At 53.2% G+C, this 18970-nt stretch carries 22 protein-coding genes and 2 pseudogenes; 10 read left to right on the forward strand and 14 right to left on the reverse strand.

The window, feature by feature from the left end:
• Positions 1–26: 26 nt before the first annotated feature.
• Positions 27–263 carry a type II toxin-antitoxin system Phd/YefM family antitoxin gene (locus VSQ30_RS01870; RefSeq protein ID WP_334461595.1) on the reverse strand — a complete coding sequence of 79 codons (237 nt, stop codon included), beginning with the start codon at positions 261–263 and terminating at the stop codon, positions 27–29.
• Between the two features lie 528 nt (positions 264–791).
• Between VSQ30_RS01870 and VSQ30_RS01875 the strand changes: the two genes are divergently transcribed.
• Positions 792–1580 carry a DUF6017 domain-containing protein gene (locus VSQ30_RS01875; protein WP_334461597.1) on the forward strand — a complete coding sequence of 263 codons (789 nt, stop codon included), beginning with the start codon at positions 792–794 and terminating at the stop codon, positions 1578–1580.
• A gap of 356 nt (positions 1581–1936) precedes the next feature.
• Entirely contained in the window at positions 1937–2191 is a 255-nt protein-coding gene (locus VSQ30_RS01880) for an alpha/beta-type small acid-soluble spore protein (protein ID WP_334461599.1), read from the forward strand.
• A 28-nt stretch (positions 2192–2219) separates the two neighbouring features.
• Here the strand turns inward: VSQ30_RS01880 and VSQ30_RS01885 are convergent, their stop codons facing one another.
• From VSQ30_RS01885 to VSQ30_RS01900, 4 genes are all read right to left on the reverse strand, one after another.
• Positions 2220–3233: a virulence RhuM family protein gene (locus tag VSQ30_RS01885; RefSeq protein WP_334461602.1), complete on the reverse strand. Its 1014-nt coding sequence runs from the start codon at positions 3231–3233 to the stop codon at positions 2220–2222.
• Positions 3234–3263: 30 nt separating this feature from the next.
• Positions 3264–3629 carry a hypothetical protein gene (locus VSQ30_RS01890; protein WP_334461604.1) on the reverse strand — a complete coding sequence of 122 codons (366 nt, stop codon included), beginning with the start codon at positions 3627–3629 and terminating at the stop codon, positions 3264–3266.
• Positions 3630–3868: 239 nt separating this feature from the next.
• Complete coding sequence (locus tag VSQ30_RS01895; protein ID WP_334461605.1) at positions 3869–6193, reverse strand: M56 family metallopeptidase; 2325 nt, start codon at positions 6191–6193, stop codon at positions 3869–3871.
• Positions 6190–6555 carry a BlaI/MecI/CopY family transcriptional regulator gene (locus VSQ30_RS01900; protein WP_334461607.1) on the reverse strand — a complete coding sequence of 122 codons (366 nt, stop codon included), beginning with the start codon at positions 6553–6555 and terminating at the stop codon, positions 6190–6192. Before VSQ30_RS01900 ends, VSQ30_RS01895 begins: the two co-directional genes overlap by 4 nt.
• A gap of 722 nt (positions 6556–7277) precedes the next feature.
• Here VSQ30_RS01900 and VSQ30_RS01905 point away from each other — a divergent pair.
• Together VSQ30_RS01905 and VSQ30_RS01910 are read left to right on the forward strand one after the other, a co-directional pair.
• Complete coding sequence (locus tag VSQ30_RS01905) at positions 7278–8066, forward strand: DUF6017 domain-containing protein (RefSeq protein WP_334461597.1); 789 nt, start codon at positions 7278–7280, stop codon at positions 8064–8066.
• 356 nt (positions 8067–8422) lie between these two features.
• Positions 8423–8614 (forward strand): alpha/beta-type small acid-soluble spore protein, encoded by a 192-nt coding sequence (locus VSQ30_RS01910; protein ID WP_160643284.1) that lies wholly within the window; start codon positions 8423–8425, stop codon positions 8612–8614.
• Between the two features lie 166 nt (positions 8615–8780).
• On the opposite strand, the gene VSQ30_RS01915 is transcribed toward VSQ30_RS01910, so the two are convergent.
• Entirely contained in the window at positions 8781–10409 is a 1629-nt protein-coding gene (locus tag VSQ30_RS01915; protein WP_334461609.1) for a penicillin-binding transpeptidase domain-containing protein, read from the reverse strand.
• 260 nt (positions 10410–10669) lie between these two features.
• Between VSQ30_RS01915 and VSQ30_RS01920 the strand changes: the two genes are divergently transcribed.
• Together VSQ30_RS01920 and VSQ30_RS01925 are read left to right on the forward strand one after the other, a co-directional pair.
• Positions 10670–11071 carry a TSUP family transporter gene (locus tag VSQ30_RS01920; RefSeq protein WP_160643288.1) on the forward strand — a complete coding sequence of 134 codons (402 nt, stop codon included), beginning with the start codon at positions 10670–10672 and terminating at the stop codon, positions 11069–11071.
• Positions 11068–11445 (forward strand): TSUP family transporter, encoded by a 378-nt coding sequence (locus VSQ30_RS01925; RefSeq protein WP_334461610.1) that lies wholly within the window; start codon positions 11068–11070, stop codon positions 11443–11445. The genes VSQ30_RS01920 and VSQ30_RS01925 overlap by 4 nt, the downstream gene beginning before the upstream one ends.
• A 233-nt stretch (positions 11446–11678) precedes the next feature.
• On the opposite strand, the gene rpsT is transcribed toward VSQ30_RS01925, so the two are convergent.
• The 3 genes from rpsT to VSQ30_RS01940 form a co-directional block, all read right to left on the reverse strand.
• A complete protein-coding gene (gene rpsT / locus VSQ30_RS01930) occupies positions 11679–11939 on the reverse strand; it encodes a 30S ribosomal protein S20 (protein WP_160643292.1) in 261 nt (86 codons plus the stop codon).
• Between the two features lie 151 nt (positions 11940–12090).
• Positions 12091–12213 carry a hypothetical protein gene (locus VSQ30_RS01935; RefSeq protein ID WP_334461611.1) on the reverse strand — a complete coding sequence of 41 codons (123 nt, stop codon included), beginning with the start codon at positions 12211–12213 and terminating at the stop codon, positions 12091–12093.
• A 182-nt stretch (positions 12214–12395) separates the two neighbouring features.
• The gene (locus tag VSQ30_RS01940; protein ID WP_334461612.1) at positions 12396–13577 is read right to left on the reverse strand and encodes an MFS transporter; all 1182 of its coding nucleotides are present in this window, start codon (positions 13575–13577) and stop codon (positions 12396–12398) included.
• Between the two features lie 179 nt (positions 13578–13756).
• On the opposite strand from VSQ30_RS01940, the gene VSQ30_RS01945 reads away from it, so the two are divergent.
• On the forward strand, positions 13757–14650 hold the full coding sequence (locus VSQ30_RS01945; RefSeq protein ID WP_334461613.1) for a helix-turn-helix domain-containing protein: 894 nt from the start codon (positions 13757–13759) through the stop codon (positions 14648–14650).
• Here VSQ30_RS01945 and VSQ30_RS01950 read toward each other — a convergent pair.
• The 5 genes and pseudogenes from VSQ30_RS01950 to VSQ30_RS01970 form a co-directional block, all read right to left on the reverse strand.
• A complete protein-coding gene (locus VSQ30_RS01950; protein ID WP_334461614.1) occupies positions 14578–15387 on the reverse strand; it encodes a transposase in 810 nt (269 codons plus the stop codon). The two genes, VSQ30_RS01945 and VSQ30_RS01950, sit on opposite strands and share 73 nt — an antisense overlap.
• A gap of 30 nt (positions 15388–15417) precedes the next feature.
• Positions 15418–16149, reverse strand: a pseudogene (locus VSQ30_RS01955) (transposase).
• Positions 16150–16159: 10 nt separating this feature from the next.
• The gene (locus VSQ30_RS01960) at positions 16160–16507 is read right to left on the reverse strand and encodes a recombinase family protein (RefSeq protein ID WP_334464770.1); all 348 of its coding nucleotides are present in this window, start codon (positions 16505–16507) and stop codon (positions 16160–16162) included.
• 303 nt (positions 16508–16810) lie between these two features.
• Positions 16811–17029: a transposon-encoded TnpW family protein gene (locus tag VSQ30_RS01965; RefSeq protein WP_334461617.1), complete on the reverse strand. Its 219-nt coding sequence runs from the start codon at positions 17027–17029 to the stop codon at positions 16811–16813.
• A 531-nt stretch (positions 17030–17560) separates the two neighbouring features.
• Positions 17561–17818 carry a TnpV protein gene (locus tag VSQ30_RS01970; protein ID WP_334464771.1) on the reverse strand — a complete coding sequence of 86 codons (258 nt, stop codon included), beginning with the start codon at positions 17816–17818 and terminating at the stop codon, positions 17561–17563.
• Between VSQ30_RS01970 and VSQ30_RS01975 the strand changes: the two genes are divergently transcribed.
• The 3 genes and pseudogenes from VSQ30_RS01975 (at position 17753) to VSQ30_RS01985 (ending at position 18460) form a co-directional block, all read left to right on the forward strand.
• Entirely contained in the window at positions 17753–17938 is a 186-nt protein-coding gene (locus VSQ30_RS01975) for a hypothetical protein (RefSeq protein ID WP_334464901.1), read from the forward strand. The two genes, VSQ30_RS01970 and VSQ30_RS01975, sit on opposite strands and share 66 nt — an antisense overlap.
• A 68-nt stretch (positions 17939–18006) precedes the next feature.
• Positions 18007–18372 (forward strand): annotated as a pseudogene (locus tag VSQ30_RS01980) (DNA adenine methylase); the annotation flags it as partial.
• 1 nt (position 18373) lies between these two features.
• The gene (locus tag VSQ30_RS01985; RefSeq protein WP_334464773.1) at positions 18374–18460 is read left to right on the forward strand and encodes a helix-turn-helix domain-containing protein; all 87 of its coding nucleotides are present in this window, start codon (positions 18374–18376) and stop codon (positions 18458–18460) included.
• Positions 18461–18970 lie beyond the last annotated feature (510 nt).

Here is an 18970-nt window from a genome sequence, read left to right on the forward strand (position 1 = left end):
CAGCACTTCTTCCACTGTCAGCCGTATCACTTTGCTAACTCCCGGAACGCTTCCAGATTTTCCTCAATGAGCTGGTCAGCGGCGGCGCTGACCATTTCCTGGCGCTGGGCCTGGTCATAGGCGGCAAAATCAAGCACCACGTAGCGGGGCTTGTTGTTCTTCAAAATAACGGCCAGCCCCGACTCGTCTACCAGCCGGGCGACCTTGGAAAAGTTCTGGTTGGCCTCTGTCATGGGCACCAGCACGTCTGTGTTGACAGTCATAACAATCACCTCACCTATAGTATACACAAATTATAGGATAAAATCAACCTATATTTAAGATAATCTAGAAAGTTGCCTGGAAAAACACGGTTCTGGTCAGCGTCAAAAAATGTCGCCCACCAGTAGGCGATGTAACGTGGCGGTCAGAATTTCCATCACGTTTCGGAAACATCAAAGCGAAAAAGATTGTTTTGGCGGGCGAACTTTTTTCTGCCACCAGCTTTATGATAAGGGCGAAAAAGGCCGGTCAAGTATTGAACCAAGTGTGTAAATTGCATACTCGATTCTGAAAATTATAGCCAAACTGCTGTATTGCACAAGTTTTTAGGTAGATTTGACCAATATTTCTACATAAAACCCGCACAGAGGGAATTGACAGGAGAGTTTCAAAGTTGTAAAATATATATGTAGAAGTATATAAAAATTCGGTTTTGTGTTTGATAAATGGCGTTTTGCCCAAGGATGGGCTGAATGCCGCTTTTTTCTGCCTATTTTTACCACATAAAAATTCTTTGAAGGAGTGATGCTATGGCAATTATCCGGACAAAACACGACAAGGACTACACAGTGATGAGTAATCACCACCTGCGCGACCCGTCACTCTCCCTCAAGGCCAAAGGGCTTCTCTCCCAGATGCTGGCCCTGCCGGACAGTTGGAATTACTCCATCGCAGGGTTGGCGTACATCAACCAGGAGGGGGCTAAGGCGATCCGTTCGGCAATCAACGAACTGGAACAGGCAGGGTATTTGCGACGACACCAGCGGCGCGCGGCAGGGAAAATCACAGACACAGAATACACCGTATATGAGCAGCCACTGTGCCAAAACGCACCGGTGGAGAAGCCGCCGGCGGGAAATGGCCTGCAATTAAATAAAGATAAAGCAAGTACAGATAAAAGGAAAGGGAGCGCCCAGGCGAACGCTCCCTTTCCTATCTTATCGGGGGATGGATGCGATTGGAAAGCTTATGAGCAAATTGTGAAGGATAATATCGAATATGAGCATCTTGCGGCCCATTCAGCCATAGACAGGCCCTTGCTGGACGAAATGGCGTCCATCATAGTGGAAACGGTCTGCACCCAGGGCAAGACCGTCCGCGTGGCTGCCAGCGAGTACCCGGCGGAACTGGTGCGCAGCCGCTTCCTCAAGCTGGACAGCAGCCACATCGAGTATGCCGCCGACTGCCTGCGGGCGAATACGACGGGCATCCGTAACATGAAGCAATATTTGCGGGCGGTGCTGTTCAATGCTCCCGTTACGATTCAGAATTATTACGCTGCAAAGGTGTCGCACGACCTTGCTGGAGGCCAAGAGTAAAGCTGCTGCCTTTCTCTTTTAAGAAGCTGTACCGATAGGATTGGCGCGGAGATTTTCGAGGAAATTTTGTAGGGTTCAAGGCGGAGAACTGCAAACGCATATATGCGTTCAGAAATACGAACGTTTTCAAAACGTTTTCGCGCCGTCGAGGATTTCCAACACGGAAGCCCGCTGAATTTCCCGGAATGGTTTGTGCAGGAGCCTGTTGGTACAGCTTCTAAAAGTTTTCCGGCGGCATCCTGCTGGGAAGCGGATATCCCTGCAAGATACAAAAATTGACATTCATAATGCGGGGCGCTGGGTCAAAAATACCTAATGCAAACGCGAAAAAAAAACTTTTGAAGGAGAGAGTTATCATGAAAAGCAATTCTGTTATGGTGCCTGAAGCCAAGGAAGCCATGGAGCGTTTTAAGATGGAGTCTGCCTCTGAGGTGGGCGTGAACCTGAAGCAGGGCTACAACGGCGACCTCACTTCCCGCCAGGCTGGTTCCGTAGGCGGCCAGATGGTGAAGAAGATGATACCCATACAAACCGCGAGCTACATACGGGAGAATCGGACGGCGGTGGGGCATCAGGAGAGAGTGGAGTATGGGGCGGAGATTACGGTATAACTATGAACCGGGATGAGCGAAGCGCCTGCTATTGTGGAGTTTTCAGCAATTTCTTGACTTCTTTATCAAAATCCGATTCGATCTTCTGAGTCTTGTTAAAAAGGTCATACTCCTGCTCCGCTTTCTCCTGGGCCTGCTTCCGTGAAACCTTTCCCTTGTCCCGCAAAATATCATACCGGCGAAAAGACAGGAACTCGTTCACGCTGGCTGCAAACTCTTCCATAGTGAAGGTGTTCTCACGCTCGATCAAGTCCTCAATATAATCAAAATATCCAGTGACAGTCCGCTCCAACTGGCGTATTTTTTGCTCCGATAGATAGTTCTTCGCAACGGTCACGTCTGATTTTAGGATACGGCCCTCAGGAGCGTTCTTCCAGGTGGTCAGCCCCATATGTTCCTTCTGATGATCAGCGCCGGAATAGATGATCTCTGCCGCAGTCTGTCCGCTGATGGCATAGTGGAATTTGTTCTGTACCATGGCATAGAAGTCGTGGGTTGTGGGGGAGTCCCGATCATAGTCGATGCTGCACTCAGCGAAGATGTCGGTGATCTGCTGCCAGATACGCCGCTCACTGGCTCGAATTGAGCGGACGCGTTCCAGCAATTCTTTAAAGTAGTCCTTGCCAAAGGCGGTTTTCCCCTGCTTTAGCCGGTCATCGTCCATGGCAAAGCCCTTTATCATATATTCTTTCAGCACACTGGTAGCCCAAATGCGGAAGTGTGTGGCCCGCTTGGAGTTAACCCGGTAGCCCACGGATATGATGGCATCTAAGTTGTAGAAACGGGTCGGGTTGGTCTGGGTTTTCCCCTCTAAAGCGCCGTGTTGAGTGGTTGTTGCAAAAATTGCAACAACCACTTTTTCCTCAAGCTCACCTTCGGAAAAGATATTTTTTAAGTGCCGGCTGATGCCGGACTTATCAACACCATATAATTCTGCCATTGATTTTTGTGTCAGCCAAATAGTTTCATCTTTAATAACAGCATCCACTGAAATGCTCTCGTCGGCGGCTTTATACAACAAAAACTGAAATTCATCTTTCATATTCACACCTCAAGCAAAAGTATCGTGTGGTCAATTTACCTTTTTGACCGCGTCAGAGAGCTTCATAAGATTTTGAAGCATTTCCGGGCTTTCAAGCAGCTTTGGCAGCAGGAGTTTCATCATGGCCAAATTGGGATCCTCCTCCCTTGGCTCATTTTTCAGGCTGGTCTGCATGATGGTTTCTATAACCTCGTTTATCCGGTAGGTGCCGCGACTGACACATTTGATATTTTTTTGCCGACACAAAGTGTTGATGGAGCCTGAAAACTGTCCGGGGGTGTAGTCCCTAATACCAGCGGTTTCCAGATGATGTTTGATTTCACGGGTTGTGCGGGATGTTCCGCTGCGCAGGCAGTTGAGGATCGCCTCTTGAATTTGAGAACTGGTAATAGCCATAAGTGTGGGGCCTCCTTCTTGCATTTGACTTGCATATATAGTATCATCTATGCGCAAAAAAGTCAGTAGCGTTTTCAAAAATCTGCAATAAATCTTAAAATTGCTTGTTAATTAAAATAAACATATTATTTATACGGCTAAATTACAATAAATGTAGACATCGTATTGGGATATCAATGCGATATCTGCAATATTCAAAAAGAACAAGAGCGTGGGAAATGTTCCCCACGCTCTTGTCGCTAATAGGATTCGCAGCTTTCCACAGCCTTAACCCCGCTCAGCCTGCCAGCCTGATCATAAACCGTTACCAAATCAATCTCCCCGCCATCGGTAGACCCCACGGAGAACACGCTGCCGTCCGGCCTCACATCGGCAAAGCTGCTCACCGGCTTGCCGTTATAGCGTATGACCTTCTTCCCGCCTATCTCCTGATAGCTCACGCCATAGGCGGCAAAGTGCTCCATACGCTCCGCGATGGTCTGGCCGGAGCCGTCGTCCCCATCGTCTTCGGCAGTGGATTCTCCTGCCATCACCATAGCGGCCTCCACATTGCTTTTCTCGTCGCTCTCCCGCAGGCCGGTTAGCTTGCCGCCCTCATACACCGCCTCCAGGTTCAGCCCCTTCGTGCCCAAGCTATTGCACACCCAAATCTGCCGCTTGTCGTCAAACAGACTGCGCACCGGCCGCCCGTTCCACTCCATGACCAGCTCACCGGTCTTCTGGCTTGGGTCAAAGCGACAGCTCAGCCCAAACGCCTCGTAGGGTTCCAGCTCCTGAACTGTGCGCTCCGCCTCATACTGGCTTTCCGCGCCCACATACCGCTGCCCCTCCAAAGCGTCCAAAAACATCTGGTCAGGCTCAAACTCCTCCAGCCGCACCAAGGGCCCCATCAGGCTGTAGCTGCCGTCCCCGTTATCCACCCGCTCCCGGACCGTGCGCACATCTATCGTCCCCTCCGGGTCATAGTGCTCATACTGAGAGGCATAGCCATCCCCATACTCCGCGCCGTCCACAAAGATGCGCACCCGCTGGTCCTTCCAGTACAAAATGCCATCGTTGTTCTGAAACGTCAGCCCGCAGCGCTTGTAGTCGTCGAAGAGGCTGGTATACTCAACCCCCTCCTCGTGGGAATACTGCTTTTCTTCTATCGCACCTTCCCAATCCCCGCTGCCAACCACCCGGTCAAGGGGGTTCATCACCAGCATGGTGTTCTCGTCCCCGTCCACAGATTTGGACACCAGATACCCGTTCTCAATCATGGCAAGGGTTTCCTCGTACCCGGCAATGGTTTCCGCAACCATCTCCTGGGTCCAGGTGAACCAGCCGGTGCTGTTGGTCCAGCCCTTAGAGCCAATCATGCTTTCCAGCTCCTTTTTCTCGTTTTCCAGCCAGGCGGCGTATTCCCCGGCAGTCCACCACTCCACATCCGGGTCCGGGTAGGCTTCGGCAAACTCCTCGTCTGTCATGGGTGTCCAGGTCTCGCCCTCGTCCCAGCTGTAGTAGGTGGTGCCGTCCCCGTCCGTGTAGGAGAGAAGGCTGTCTTTGTTTTCCGTTGAATAAGTGGTTTCCGCCGCGGCTCCCGGGTGAAGGGGGGCTTCCTGGTTCCCGGCCTTTGCGGAGGTGGCGAAAACCGCTCCAGTCCCGCCCATCAGTATCACAGCCGCAAGCAGCGCGGCCAGGGATTTTTTATTGAGCTTCATAATAGCCTGTATCCTTTCTTCAATGGAATTTTTGCTGAAATAATTGTCCATCACCGGCATACCCGCTTTCCTCTCCTCCATGCGGATAAGGGCCAGGGCATACCCGGCTTTGATGTCTTTGCCAAACAGGCGGAGCACTGCCTCGTCACAGGCCAGCTCCATATCCCGGCTGGCCAGGGCCACCATGGCCCACACCAGGGGGTTGAACCAGTGCACGCACAGCGCGGCAGTCAAAAGCAGCTTGAACAGCCCGTCAAACCGCCGGATGTGCACCCACTCATGGGTCAGCACATAGTCCAGGGTCTCCGTGTCCATCCAATCTGTGGACTTTGGCAGGAGGATAACTGGATGCAGGATGCCGTAGGTGAGAGGCGCGGTGATTTTGTCCGACTGCCGGACAGCAATGGGCCGCCAGAGCCTGTGTGCCCCAATCCACTGCTCCACATAGGCGTTGTGAACCGGCAGGGCCTCCCGGAATTCCCGGCGGCATTTTATGTAAGCCGCCGAAAAGTATAGGACGCAGGCCAGCAGGCCAGCCAGCCAAAGGGCGCCCCAAGGCTCTATGGAGAAGGGGGCGCTGCCCGGGGCTGGGGGAGAGGCTGGGGCATCCCCGGCCCAGACAAGGGGCGCATGGGGGACAGGAGGGGAATAAGCGGCTGCGGAAGCCCTGGGAGCCGCCCTATCCAGCAGGGAGTATATACTGCATTCTGCGGGCAGGGAGAAGGGCACCAGCAGCCGAATCAGCACCAGGCCCCAGATGGCCAGGAAGATTCGCTTTGGCAGCCGGTGCAGGGCCAGGGCACGGATAAGCACAGCCGCCAAAATCATGGCCCCGCCAGAAAGGCTCATCTGCAAAAGGCTCATGACTCCGCCTCGCTCTCTACCATCTCCTTCAGCCGGGCAAGCTGCTCTGCCGAGAGTTTCTTCCGTCCCAGCAAAGCCGCAAAAAGCTGGTCCACTGACCCGTCAAACAGCTTGCCGATGAGTTCGTCGGTCTCGGCCTGCTGCACGGCCTCCTTAGGGATGAGGGCGCGGCAGAGGAAGCCCGGCTCACTGCGCTCTATGGCCCCTTTGGCAATGCATTTTTTGATGACGGTGTAGGTGGTGTTCATGTTCCAGCCAGTCTCAGCCTTGAGAATGTCAGAGATCTCCTTGGCGGTGCGGCTGCCCCCGCGCCAGAGCACGTTCATTACCTTGAGCTCGGAATCAAATAGCTTGACTGACATTTGGATCCATCCTTTCCTTGAAACTACTGCAATAGTTTACACGCTCATACTATCACAATCGTTTCCCTTTGTCAACACTATTCCAGTAGTTCGAATGTGAAAAGTTTGTGAACGGGAGGACAACATCAGAACGTAACTATTATGTTCTGATTTTCGAGCGGCATTTTGTAGTTTGAAACGTGGAGTGCAAAATGCACTTCACGTTATAAAGAGGTGGCGGACATTTTGACCGGCACCTTTTTCAAATCAGAATTGCATTTTGCAATTTTGATTTCCTGCGTCTAAAACCGACAAATTGTCGTTTTGGTGGACGAATGTTTTTCGGTGACCAGCTTTGAGGTCACGGCAAAATCCGCCAACCTCAAGACAGAAAAGTAGATGTGTATTTTGCACATCTGTATGTGGAGGTCATGGCGCTTAGCGCCGCGACGATAGTCAATCTCTCAAGTGTAAAATTTTTGCGAACTTAGTCTTCATTAACATAAACAGTAAGCTTACACGCGTGCTTTCCGTGAATTTAGTACAAATACAAGGATAAATCAAGGATACTTTGACTGGACTTTTCATTTTGTCAAGTGTATAATACTATCGGTGAGATTATAGAGAGGTGCCGTTTCTGGTGACTCTTTCTTTTCCGAAAAGCGGCGTATTGGCCTACGGGCTGAATGCCGCTTTTTTCTGCCTATTTTTACCACATAAAAATTCTTTGAAGGAGTGATGCTATGGCAATTATCCGGACAAAACACGACAAGGACTACACAGTGATGAGTAATCACCACCTGCGCGACCCGTCACTCTCCCTCAAGGCCAAAGGGCTTCTCTCCCAGATGCTGGCCCTGCCGGACAGTTGGAATTACTCCATCGCAGGGTTGGCGTACATCAACCAGGAGGGGGCTAAGGCGATCCGTTCGGCAATCAACGAACTGGAACAGGCAGGGTATTTGCGACGACACCAGCGGCGCGCGGCAGGGAAAATCACAGACACAGAATACACCGTATATGAGCAGCCACTGTGCCAAAACGCACCGGTGGAGAAGCCGCCGGCGGGAAATGGCCTGCAATTAAATAAAGATAAAGCAAGTACAGATAAAAGGAAAGGGAGCGCCCAGGCGAACGCTCCCTTTCCTATCTTATCGGGGGATGGATGCGATTGGAAAGCTTATGAGCAAATTGTGAAGGATAATATCGAATATGAGCATCTTGCGGCCCATTCAGCCATAGACAGGCCCTTGCTGGACGAAATGGCGTCCATCATAGTGGAAACGGTCTGCACCCAGGGCAAGACCGTCCGCGTGGCTGCCAGCGAGTACCCGGCGGAACTGGTGCGCAGCCGCTTCCTCAAGCTGGACAGCAGCCACATCGAGTATGCCGCCGACTGCCTGCGGGCGAATACGACGGGCATCCGTAACATGAAGCAATATTTGCGGGCGGTGCTGTTCAATGCTCCCGTTACGATTCAGAATTATTACGCTGCAAAGGTGTCGCACGACCTTGCTGGAGGCCAAGAGTAAAGCTGCTGCCTTTCTCTTTTAAGAAGCTGTACCGATAGGATTGGCGCGGAGATTTTCGAGGAAATTTTGTAGGGTTCAAGGCGGAGAACTGCAAACGCATATATGCGTTCAGAAATACGAACGTTTTCAAAACGTTTTCGCGCCGTCGAGGATTTCCAACACGGAAGCCCGCTGAATTTCCCGGAATGGTTTGTGCAGGAGCCTGTTGGTACAGCTTCTAAAAGTTTTCCGGCGGCATCCTGCTGGGAAGCGGATATCCCTGCAAGATACAAAAATTGACATTCATAATGCGGGGCGCTGGGTCAAAAATACCTAATGCAAACGCGAAAAAAAAACTTTTGAAGGAGAGAGTTATCATGAAAAGCAATTCTGTTATGGTGCCTGAAGCCAAGGAAGCCATGGAGCGTTTTAAGATGGAGTCTGCCTCTGAGGTGGGCGTGAACCTGAAGCAGGGCTACAACGGCGACCTCACTTCCCGCCAGGCTGGTTCCGTAGGCGGCCAGATGGTGAAGAAGATGATCGAGAGCTACGAGAAGGGCATGAAGTAAAAGCCCAACGCCAAAGCTTCTGAAAGCTGCCCGCAGCCGGGAAGGAGCATCCAGCCGGCAGGGCAAAAGCAGGCGGTTCAGGAAAACCTGGGCCGCCTGCTTTTTCGCGCATAAAAAGGGCGCTTCCAAAGCAGGGAGCGCTCCTTTTCATGGCTGTCCGTTTGGGTCACGCCTCAGGGGAGGCTTCCTTCTCCCCCCAATACAGCGCCGCAATGTCCTCTGTCACCTGCTTAAACACCCTGGCGGCAGCGCCTCCGTCGTCCGGGGTGGATTCCCGGAACACAGTGACGCAGTAGCGCGGCCCGGTGCTGTCGCAGATAAAGCCGCTGTACCAGAAGTGGAGCAGCTCTTCGCCGTCCCGGTACACCCCTGTCTGGGCCGTGCCGGTTTTAATGCCCACTGTCAGCCCCTCCGCCGCGCCGGGACGCCCTGTGCCGTTTTGGGCGGCGCTTTTCAGGTATGCCTGCAAGGTGCGGGCTGTGGAGGGCCGCATGACCTCCACCTGGCGGTCTGTCACCGGGGAAAAGGGCGTGAGGTTTCTTTCCCCGTCCACCAGCCCGGTTATCAGCTTGGGGGTGCTGTAAACCCCGCCGCTTGCCACGCAGTTCATCATGGCGCACACCTGCAGGGGCGTGGCGGTCAGCTCCCCTTGCCCAAAAGCAAAATTCCCCAGCGCCCGCACGTTTTCCAGGGCCTTGCCCTCCGGCAGGCTTCCCGGCTGGGTGTGCAGGCCCCGTCCAAATTCCTGTTCCGAGCCAAAACCCAGGTTATAGGCCATGCTTAGCACCTGCTGGCCTCCCAGCGCCCGGGCCGCGCTGATAAAATAGCAGTTGCAGGATTTTTCAATGGCCCCCTGCAGGCCCACCTGCCCATGGGCTGTGCCGTCAATGCAGTGGAACAAAAGCCCCCCGGCGTTGATGGATCCGGTACAGGTAAAGGCCTGGGGCGCGCCGCCCGCCTCCAGCAGGGCCGCCGCTGCCGCCACCTTGAACACCGAGCCTGGGGCATAGGCGCAGAAGGCCCGGTTGAGAAGGGGGGAGCCTTCCGCCTCTGTGGCCTGGGCCATGTTTTCAGGGGAATAGTCAGGCACGCTTGCCAAGGCCCGGATTTCACAGTCCGGCACCTCGGTTACCACCACCGCCCCCTGCTCCAGCTCTTGGGCCGCCGCCTGCACCCTCTCCTGGAGGGCGCTGTCCAGTGTCAGGGCCACGCCGCCCTGGGCCTCCTCCATGGTGTCTATCACCAGCCTGTCCGCCCCGGCTATTACCCGGCCCAAAGCGTCCACATGGTAATAGACAGAGATTTCCCCGGCATAGGAGGAGAGCACGTCGTCCATTGCCAGCTCCACCCCGGCCGCCCCAAAGCCCATGCTGTCCAAATACCCCACCACATGGGGGGCCAATTGGTTTTTCCCATAGCGCACCGGGACGGAAAACAAATCCACGCACTCGTGCTGTACGGTGTAGGGCAGCACCATGGAAAAGGGCTTGCCGTCCTCCAGGGCCAGGGCCAGCCGCTCCCGGTACCGCCCGCCAGTGGCCTTTTCCAGGGCGCCAATGGCCTCGATGCCCGGGGCCACAGCCGCCACCTGCCGCTGGAAAGAGCCGGTAAGGGGCGCAAGGTTGCAGTCGTATATAGCGCCCCGGGCCTTTGCCACCTCCAGCTTGTAAACGCTCTGGCGGCCCGCGGCGTCCACATACTCCGCCCCGCCGGAAACCTGTGTGATAGAATAGCCTGCCGCCGCCAGCAGTGCCAGCAGCAGCAGGAAAACCACGTATGCCCTTCGTTTTGCCATAGTCCCCTCCTGCCCATTCCCTGTGCCGGGAATTTCCGTTTTTTGCTATGGCTATAGCCTGCCCCTTTTTGAGGGATACAGTCTTAAAAACTGGAAAATATTTTCCCCGGCAAAAGACAGGAGACACAGCGAAAATGACAAAAAGGTTACAAAACAGCGGTTTTTTGCACCAAATTACCATGATTCACAGTTTGTTCATTTCTGAAGCCGCATCCCAGCCGCCCTGGAAGGGCATAGGATAAACAGGCTTTTCCTGGGGAATGCTGGTACAGGCGGCAAAAAGCCGGAAAGGGTGGACGCGCATGAAAGAAAACTGGAAATATGGAACCATCGGGGGGCTGGCGGGCCTTGCCAACGGCTTTTTCGGGTCCGGGGGCGGGCTGTTCCTGGTGCCCCTGCTCACAAAATGGGCTGGCCTGGAAAGGCGCAGGGCCTTTGCCACCTCTGTGGCGGTTATCCTGCCCCTGTCCCTGGTTTCCGCCGGGGTGTATTATTGTAAAGGCGCGCTGGATTTGGCGGGCTGCTGGCCCTATCTTGCAGGGGGATTTTTAGGGGGCCTGCTGTCCGGGAAAATTTTCCAGAGGGTGCCCCTGGCCTTTCTGCGCAGGGCCTTTGGGGTTCTTATCCTCTATGGGGGCGTAAGGGCGGTGCTGGCGCTGTGAACTGGTTTTTCCCGCTGTTGACAGGCACCCTTACAGGCCTCCTCTCCGGCTTTGGCATAGGAGGCGGCACGCTGCTGGTGCTGTGGCTGACCCTGGCGGAGGGCTTCAGCCAGCTTCGGGCCGGAGGCGTGAACCTGGCCTATTTCCCCTGCTGCGCCCTGCCCGCCCTGCTGGGCCACGTGAAAAACCGGCTGGTGGAAAAGAAAGCGGCCCTTTGGTGCGCCCTTTTCGGCATACCCGCCTGCATCTGCGCGGCCCTGCTGGCAGCAAGGCTGGACACCACCCTGCTGCGCCGCTGCTTTGGGGTGCTGCTGCTGTTTGTAGGGTGGCAGGAGGTGTTCCCCCAAAAGCGGGAAGGGGAAAATGGCCCATAAAAAGCAAAAAGGCCTGTACCCGTTACAGGTACCAAGCCTTATAGCCTTATAGTTTTGGAAAGCCGCCCTTTAGGGCTTGTTCGAAAAATCGCAAACACCGTCTTTTTGCCCCAAACGGGCGTTTCTCTGTGTTGGAAACCCTCGAAATACGAAAGTATTTCTTGCGGTTTCCGCCTTGAAACCGCTCCCTTTGGAACAAAAATTCCGGCACTTCCTCTATTTTCAAACAAGCCCTAGGCGCTGGCGTGCAGCTTCTTGTCGAGGGCTGACTTCTTTCTGGCAGCCGTGTTTTTGTGCAGGATCCCCTTGGCCACAGCCTGGTCGATCTTCTTCACGGCAACACGCACCGCATCGGCCTTGTTCTCCGCATTGCCCTCAATGGCAGCGTTGGCCTTCTTGATTTCAGTCTTCAGTTGGGAATTGACAGCGCGGTTCTGCATGGTTTTTGTGCTGATAACTTTCACACGCTTCTTTGCCGACTTAATATTTGGCATCAGTCACACCTCCTTACTTTCCCGTTTGCACAGCAATTATCATACCACGGAAAGGGGAAAAATGCAAGAGGTTTTTTGCGCTGTGTTTGCGGCGGCGGATGTCATAATGGATTTAGACACTTTGAGAGAGTTTTATAAATCAATTTTTTATTTACGCGGCAGAAAACGGGTTGTACAGGAAGAACCGTTTCAGGGCGGCAGCTGGATTAAACTCTGCTTCCCCAGCCTTGGTAGCCAGCATGGAAACCTTAGCATAGCATTTGAGATATGTCAAGCGCTTGCTGCTCCTCAAAATCTGCGCCGCTAAACAAAGAGCAGCCCCACGCGTTCCCTTGTTTCTTTCCGCGTCTGAACCCATCCGCCAAGAATACCACCACAATGGCCACGGCAAGCATAGCGGTGATTGGTAACATAAACTTTCTCTTTCTTTATCAAGCAATCGGCGCCACAGATTTCTCAACTAAACACTTTTTCCCTATCCTTGACCCGCAGCAGCATAGACATCAGCAACGTGATACCTGCCATACCAGCCAGCACAAGATAAAGCGTCTGAATGGGGAAATGGTCGGCAAAGACGCCCCCGGCGTTTTGCATGAGGATGGAACCCAGGGCGTTGCAGGCGCTTACGGTGGAGAGGCCCACGGTCACCAGCTCCGAGGGGATCAGGTTGCGTACGACCTTCAGATTGAGCATCATCACCAGCGTGGTAGCCACGGCCTTCAGCAGCACGAGAGGGATCGCCACGGCCCACACGGACGCCGCCAGGCCATAGCAAAGGTATTGGACAGCAAAGATAAGGGTGGTGGCCATCAGCAGGGCTTTGCTGGAAAAACGGTCCATAAATTTGTTGGAGAACAAGATCACGGGTATCTCGACCAATGTGCCGATAGACAGCGCTGTCCCCACCACCCCTGTGGGCACGCCGAAATCCTTCAGCAGCAGGGGCAGGAAAGCGTTATTGATATTGGAGCAGCCCATCACCAGGAAGGTGATGGCGATGTACAAAAGGAACTGCGGCTGGCGCAGGAAGATGGAGAGAGAAGGGCGGGGCTTCCCCTCTTTTTCTTCCCTGACCGGCTGGGGCGCCGTCCCCTTGCCAATGCACCCAAACCCTAAAGCCGTCAGCAGGGCCGAGGTAGCTACCATGGAAAACAGCGCCATGGGTGGGAAGCTCTGCACCGCGATACCGGCAGCTTGAGCACCCGCGGAATAACCTACCGTACCCCATACCCGCAGTACGCCGTACCGGTACGGGCCGGTACTGGCCAACTGCTCAGAGACAGGCTGTGTGGCCACCAGGAAGGACATCAGCACGCCATTAAGTAAAAACAGGGACAAGGTCTCACGGCTTAGCCCAAAGAGCAGGGACATACCCGCCATGCCCGCCATCAGCAGGCCGCTGATAAGCCGGGGCCGCCGGGTGCGGTCGCACAGATACCCCGCCAAGGGCCCTATGGCCAGGGAGAAAAAGCTGGAGGCTGATAAAATAAAGGACATCTCGCTGGTCTGCTTCCCGATGCCGGTCAGGTACACCGGCAGCACGGCGTTAAAGGACGCAAGGGTGAAATAGGAAAAGAAGTACAGCATGGCGTAGCTTGTGTAGCTGCCGATGAAGCCGCGCCTTTTTTCTTTGCTCATGAAACTATCCCTCCTGTAGAAAAAGTTGGGCCGCAGCGAACCGCGGCCCAGGGTAAAGAAGTGCATTACCTCGTATACGCGTTTTCGAAGCCGCTTTCAGTATACAGGAAAGAACCCCTTGACGCATACGCCTTGACGGCATATACTTGTACTGTAGCGAACGGAGGAGGGGAAACCGTATGATAAATTACAGACCGCATATGCAGCTTGACGGCCAGAGGCGCGAAGTGCTCGAAAACAGCTCCCGGCATTTTGATTTGACCATGCTGGATTCCACCAGGGAAAGCGGCATGATCCGCAGCCCAGTCATTGCGCCCCACTGGCACCGGCAGCTGGAGGTGTTCTTTCTGCCGAAGGGGATCGTCCAAGTGGGGGTAGGAGATAAGACCTGGCAACTGAAGGCGGGCGAAGGGTGCCTCATCAATTCTGGCGCACTGCACTCCTTTACCTATCTGGAGGGGCCTACCCAGTACCGCTCCTTTCTTTTCGACCCAGGTATCGTGGCCGGGGCCCCCGGCAGCGTGTTCGACACGGACTATGTACGCCCCTTTGTAGAGGAGGGGCCTGCGTTCCTCCCATTTACTCCTGCTGGAGACTCTGCCTTTTTTGATGCATTCCGGGAGACTTTTCGCCTGTGCCATGAGGAATCGCCGGGCTATGAGCTGGCGGTGCGCTGGGCCTTGTCCCGGATCCTTTTCCTGGCAAAGCAAAAGGGCGGCGTGCTGCCGCCCCGTAAAGTTACCGATGAGCAGGAAGCCCGGATAAAGGCCATGCTCCGCTGGATGGAAGAACACATAAGCGAACCCATTACCGTGTACGACATAGCCCGCTATGGAAATATCTGTGCCCGTACCTGCCAGAAAGCTTTCCAGCGGTACCTGCATTGCAGCCCCACTGAATACCTCCAGCGCCGCCGTATCTCCGCCGCAGCCCAGCGGCTCAGCTTTACCGACGACCCCATCACCGCCATCGCCCTGGACTGCGGGTTTTCCAGCCCCAGCTACTTCACAAAATGCTTTAAGGCAGAGATGGGGTACTCACCGAAGGAGTACAGGGCTGCCTTCTTGTCGTAATAAGCGCGGAACATGGGGTCGCGCTGCACAGCAACAATGGAGGCCATCCAAACGGCTCTTCGCAGGTAAGGGGAGCCGCGTTTGGACATATGTGCGTGGCCGCTGATGTATTCCCCGGACTGGTTTACAGAAGGGTCTACGCCAATGTAGGCGGCCAATTTATCTGCTGGACGAAAACGAGTCACATCCCCGATCTCACTGAGGACACAAGCGCCAAGAATGGGACCAATACCCGGAACAGACGTGATCGTGCTGTCAAATTCCTTGAGCAAGCTTGAAATCCTCTTTTCCAACTCGTCCGCCTTTTCTGTCAGGGACTGAATCTCATCCAGCATCGTCAGCAGAAGCATGGAGTAAATGCCCTCACAATCTTCCACGCCAAAACTGTCACGGGCAAGCTTTTTCGGGGTGGGATATTTTTTCAGCTCGGCAATGAGGAAGGAGTCCTTGGAATCGGTCTTGGTTTTGCGGATGGACATCTCCCGCATGGCGCTGGTCTGTATGGGATTGAGGACGATGGCCTTATAGCCATCCTTTCTCAGCCGGGTATACAGCGCCAGCCAGTAATGGGCGGTGGATTCCATGGCAAACACGATCTGACTTTTGACGTTGGTGGGCTTTCTGAGTTTTTCCATCATCAGGTTATATCCCATGCAGTTATTGCGGATGGAAAAGGCCTTCTGCACGACCTGGCCCTCGGAAGTGATAACTGTGGCTTCGTGGCTGCGTTTTGCCACATCGATTCCTACAATAGATATCTTGCGAAATTAGGCAAAGCGGTCAAAATTGCAGATACCAGCAATCAAAGAAAAGCGAAGCGCGAAACGATGCCTGTGGTTGCGATAGCGTTCAGAGAGAATACGAAACCTTTTGACAAAGCGGATAGCGTGTTCAACCAGGATACGTTCCCTTGAAATCTTGCGGTTATCTTTGCGTTCTTGTTTGGACAACGGATGATTCTTGGAACGCTTTTTCGGCAGGAGAGAATTGGCGTGTATATGGGCAAGCCCCTGGTATCCGGTATCCGCCTCCAACACCGTTTCTGTCTTGACATGGGCACGAGAATCCTTGAATAGTTGAAAATCATGCCTCTTTCCGTTAGAAAATGCCAGTGCAATGATTTCTCCGGTTTGAAGGCTGACAAGCATCTGTGTTTTCAGTGTGTGCCGCTTTTTCTTTCCGGAATAGTATCGCTTTTGCTTTTTTTAGGTCGTTCAATGGGCGATTCCGTTGCGTCAACCAGAATCACCTCATACTCGGCATCACTTTTCAGCGGCGCTTTCCGCTATATGGGCATAGGTACGGTATTCCCGCAGATATTCCAGGGTGGCCAACAGCAGATCCTCTATGCTCAGCTTTGGCGTCCTCCCACGGCGCCGGTGCTTTTCCGCATATCCTTTTTGCAGAATTTCTACCATCTTGTCAAATGCTGCCCGCTTTACCCCGGTAATTCTCCGAAATTTTGTGTTTGAATATTCCGCTAGCTTTTCGTATTTCATGCTTCTATTTTTATCGCACTATTTTTATTTTCGCAAGAGGTGTATTTGAAATAATCGACTGTATCGTTCCCGGCACCCATCTGCCAGAGCCGGTAGGTGTTGGTATGCCGTCAGCGGTCAGGGAGTTTGCGATGGTGGTCATGCTGTCCCCGGCGAGGAAGCTGCTATAAATTCGCTTCACAATCTCGGCCTGTTCCGGGTCAATTTCAGGCTTACCGTCCGGCCCCCGCCGGTAGCCAAGGAACCGCTTGTACTGGAAGGGAGCCTTCCCTTCTTTTGCACTCTGGTTTTTGCCCCATATGACGCTGGCACTGATATTCTCGGACTCGCTCTGAGCAATGGAACCGTAAATGGTGATATAACATAAACAAAAAACCTCTTGACTCTCCCATTATAGGATGCTATATAATCGCATTTTGCAAAGGGACTTCTTACAGAATGGGGTGAGAATATGCGCCGCCATATCCTGACCGTCGGGATACGGGACCCTCTCCGGAACGCATTGGAAAACACAGCCCAGAGGGACAAAATACAGATTATTTCCTCTCCCAGCATATGGATGCCGAAAAAAATAACTTGGCTTTACGTCCTTTTGACTTCTCATCATCACGAGAGAGCCTCTCGTATAAAGCCGTTATCTTTTCTTCAGCCTGTCTTGCGCTCATGACGCGCTCCTTTCAGACTGACGGCTCATTTGTGGTGCATCCATCATACCACGTTCTTCACCGTTTTGCAGCCCCTCATTGCGGATCATCCGCAAAATTTTTTCTTCCATTGTCTCGCCGCCGTTGTCGGAAAAGACCACCTTCACCTTGTAGGTGGTGGAGCCGATACGCCGGGTCATATACCGGCAGTTCTGATTGTCGTTGCTTTTCGTCATGGTGTCCTTTCTCATATCATTGAAACTCAAAAACAGAAATTTCTGATATGGGAAGCCGTTTTCCCGAAGCAGTTCCTGACAGGCAAATCCCTTTGTTGGTGCTGTGCCGTTGTGTCTCACCCTCGGTACGCTCGCTTTCGGTCATGGCATACTTCACCGGCGTGATAGCTGCTTGGACGGTCGTTCAGTTGTCAATCACACCACCTTTCTGCTTCTGGATTTTTGGTTATGTATGAGAAAAGAAAAGCAGATACAAAAAACCGCCCGCGAACGCTCTCCGCAGTCGGTTATGTATCTGCCAAATGAAATATGTGTATTATATAGACATTAGATGTTCAGTTCAAATATGAAATTATTATAATTCAAACATCCGTTCTTGTCAAGCCATGCCGAAGAAAATTTTTGAGGGCGGCGGACAGGCGGTCAGCGATGGTACAAACGCAAAGGAAAAACTCCCGCAAGGTCCCGCCCATAGGGGGAGCCTTGCGGAAGCCTGTACGCTTTTGCGCTGGTACAAATGCCGGATGAAAGTCATGCATAAATCAGTTCTCGCTTGATATTTTCCTCTGCGCGGTTTACAATGCTGTTCATGGCCCTGACCCATTCCCACTGTGACTGGTGCTTCAATTCCTCGGTCATACCTTCGGCGATAGCCATCTGCTGAATGAGTACCCGACAGCGTTCCTTTGCCTGTTCGTCCAGGTCGGCAAGGAATTTAAGAAGATGTACGATGAGATCAACCCCACCTACAACACCATTGATGAGGTGCCCAGCTATTGGCGGGACGATATCCGGGAGCTGGTGGAGAAAGGTATTATCTCCGGCGTGGGTGGCGGCAAGCTGGGCCTGACTCACAGCGACTGCAAGGCCGCTGTGCTTGCCAAGCGGATCGCGGAAAAGCTGAAATAACCTGCTGCCCTTTGGTAGTCCGTCCGAGGATTCTGCCCCTTAATTTTTATGAAGGGATGGACTATGATATGGACAGCTTTATGGGCTGGATTGGCGGCAAGCGTACCCTGCGCAAGGCCATTTTAGAGCGCTTCCCCACGGACAAAGTGGAGCGGTATATTGAGGTATTCGGTGGCGCGGCCTGGGTGCTTTTCGCCAAGGAAAAACAGGCGGGCCAGCTGGAGGTCTATAACGATATCAACGGCGATTTGGTGAACCTGTTCCGTTGTGTAAAGTACCACTGTGGGGAGCTGCAGCGGGAATTTGACTGGCTGCTTTCCTCGCGGGAGCAGTTCTTTGACTATGTGGCCCAGGCCAATATGCGGGGCCTTACAGATATCCAGCGGGCCGCCCGGTTTTTCTATGTGGTAAAGCTGAGTTTCGGCTCTGGCCGCCATGACAGGGATACGCAAATCCACTATAAGCGATCTATACAACGAGATGGCCGAGCGTATCAGTTTTGACCAGCTGGACAGAATCTGAGAGGCTTTAGACTGCACCCTGCCGGAGCTGCTGGAATACATACCAAACCCGCAGCCGAAAACAGGGGAAAACCTGATCCTGGAGGAGCATGGAAACCGCAAGAAAAAGTCAAGCTGATTTTCCAAAAAGCAAGGGCGCTTAAACGCCCTTCTTTTTTTCTCAAATTATCTGAAAATCTTTCTCGGTTTTTTTGCAAAGCTACACCTGGGGCAACGCCTTCTTTCGGCAGATGGATAATTTGTGAAATCGAAAGCCTGAAAGGGCATGTACTTTTAGACGTTGGACAAGCTTCGCTCCGCGCTTACTCGAATTGTCCGAGGATGAGCAAAAATTAGTAAGCGCCATTTTCTTTCGCGGCTTACCAGACGGCAGGCAGGCGGGTATACGGTATCAGTATGCAGCAGAGCGGATTGAGAAAAAGCAGCGGAAATGGACACCTTGCCGGTGGCTTTTCCGCTGCTTTTCTTACGCGAAATTCTATTAAAAACTCTTCTTTTAGACAGGCGTTTT

It is taken from the genome of Acutalibacter sp. JLR.KK004 (assembly GCF_036941085.1).
In the GTDB taxonomy this organism is placed as follows: Bacteria; Bacillota; Clostridia; order Oscillospirales; family Acutalibacteraceae; genus Acutalibacter.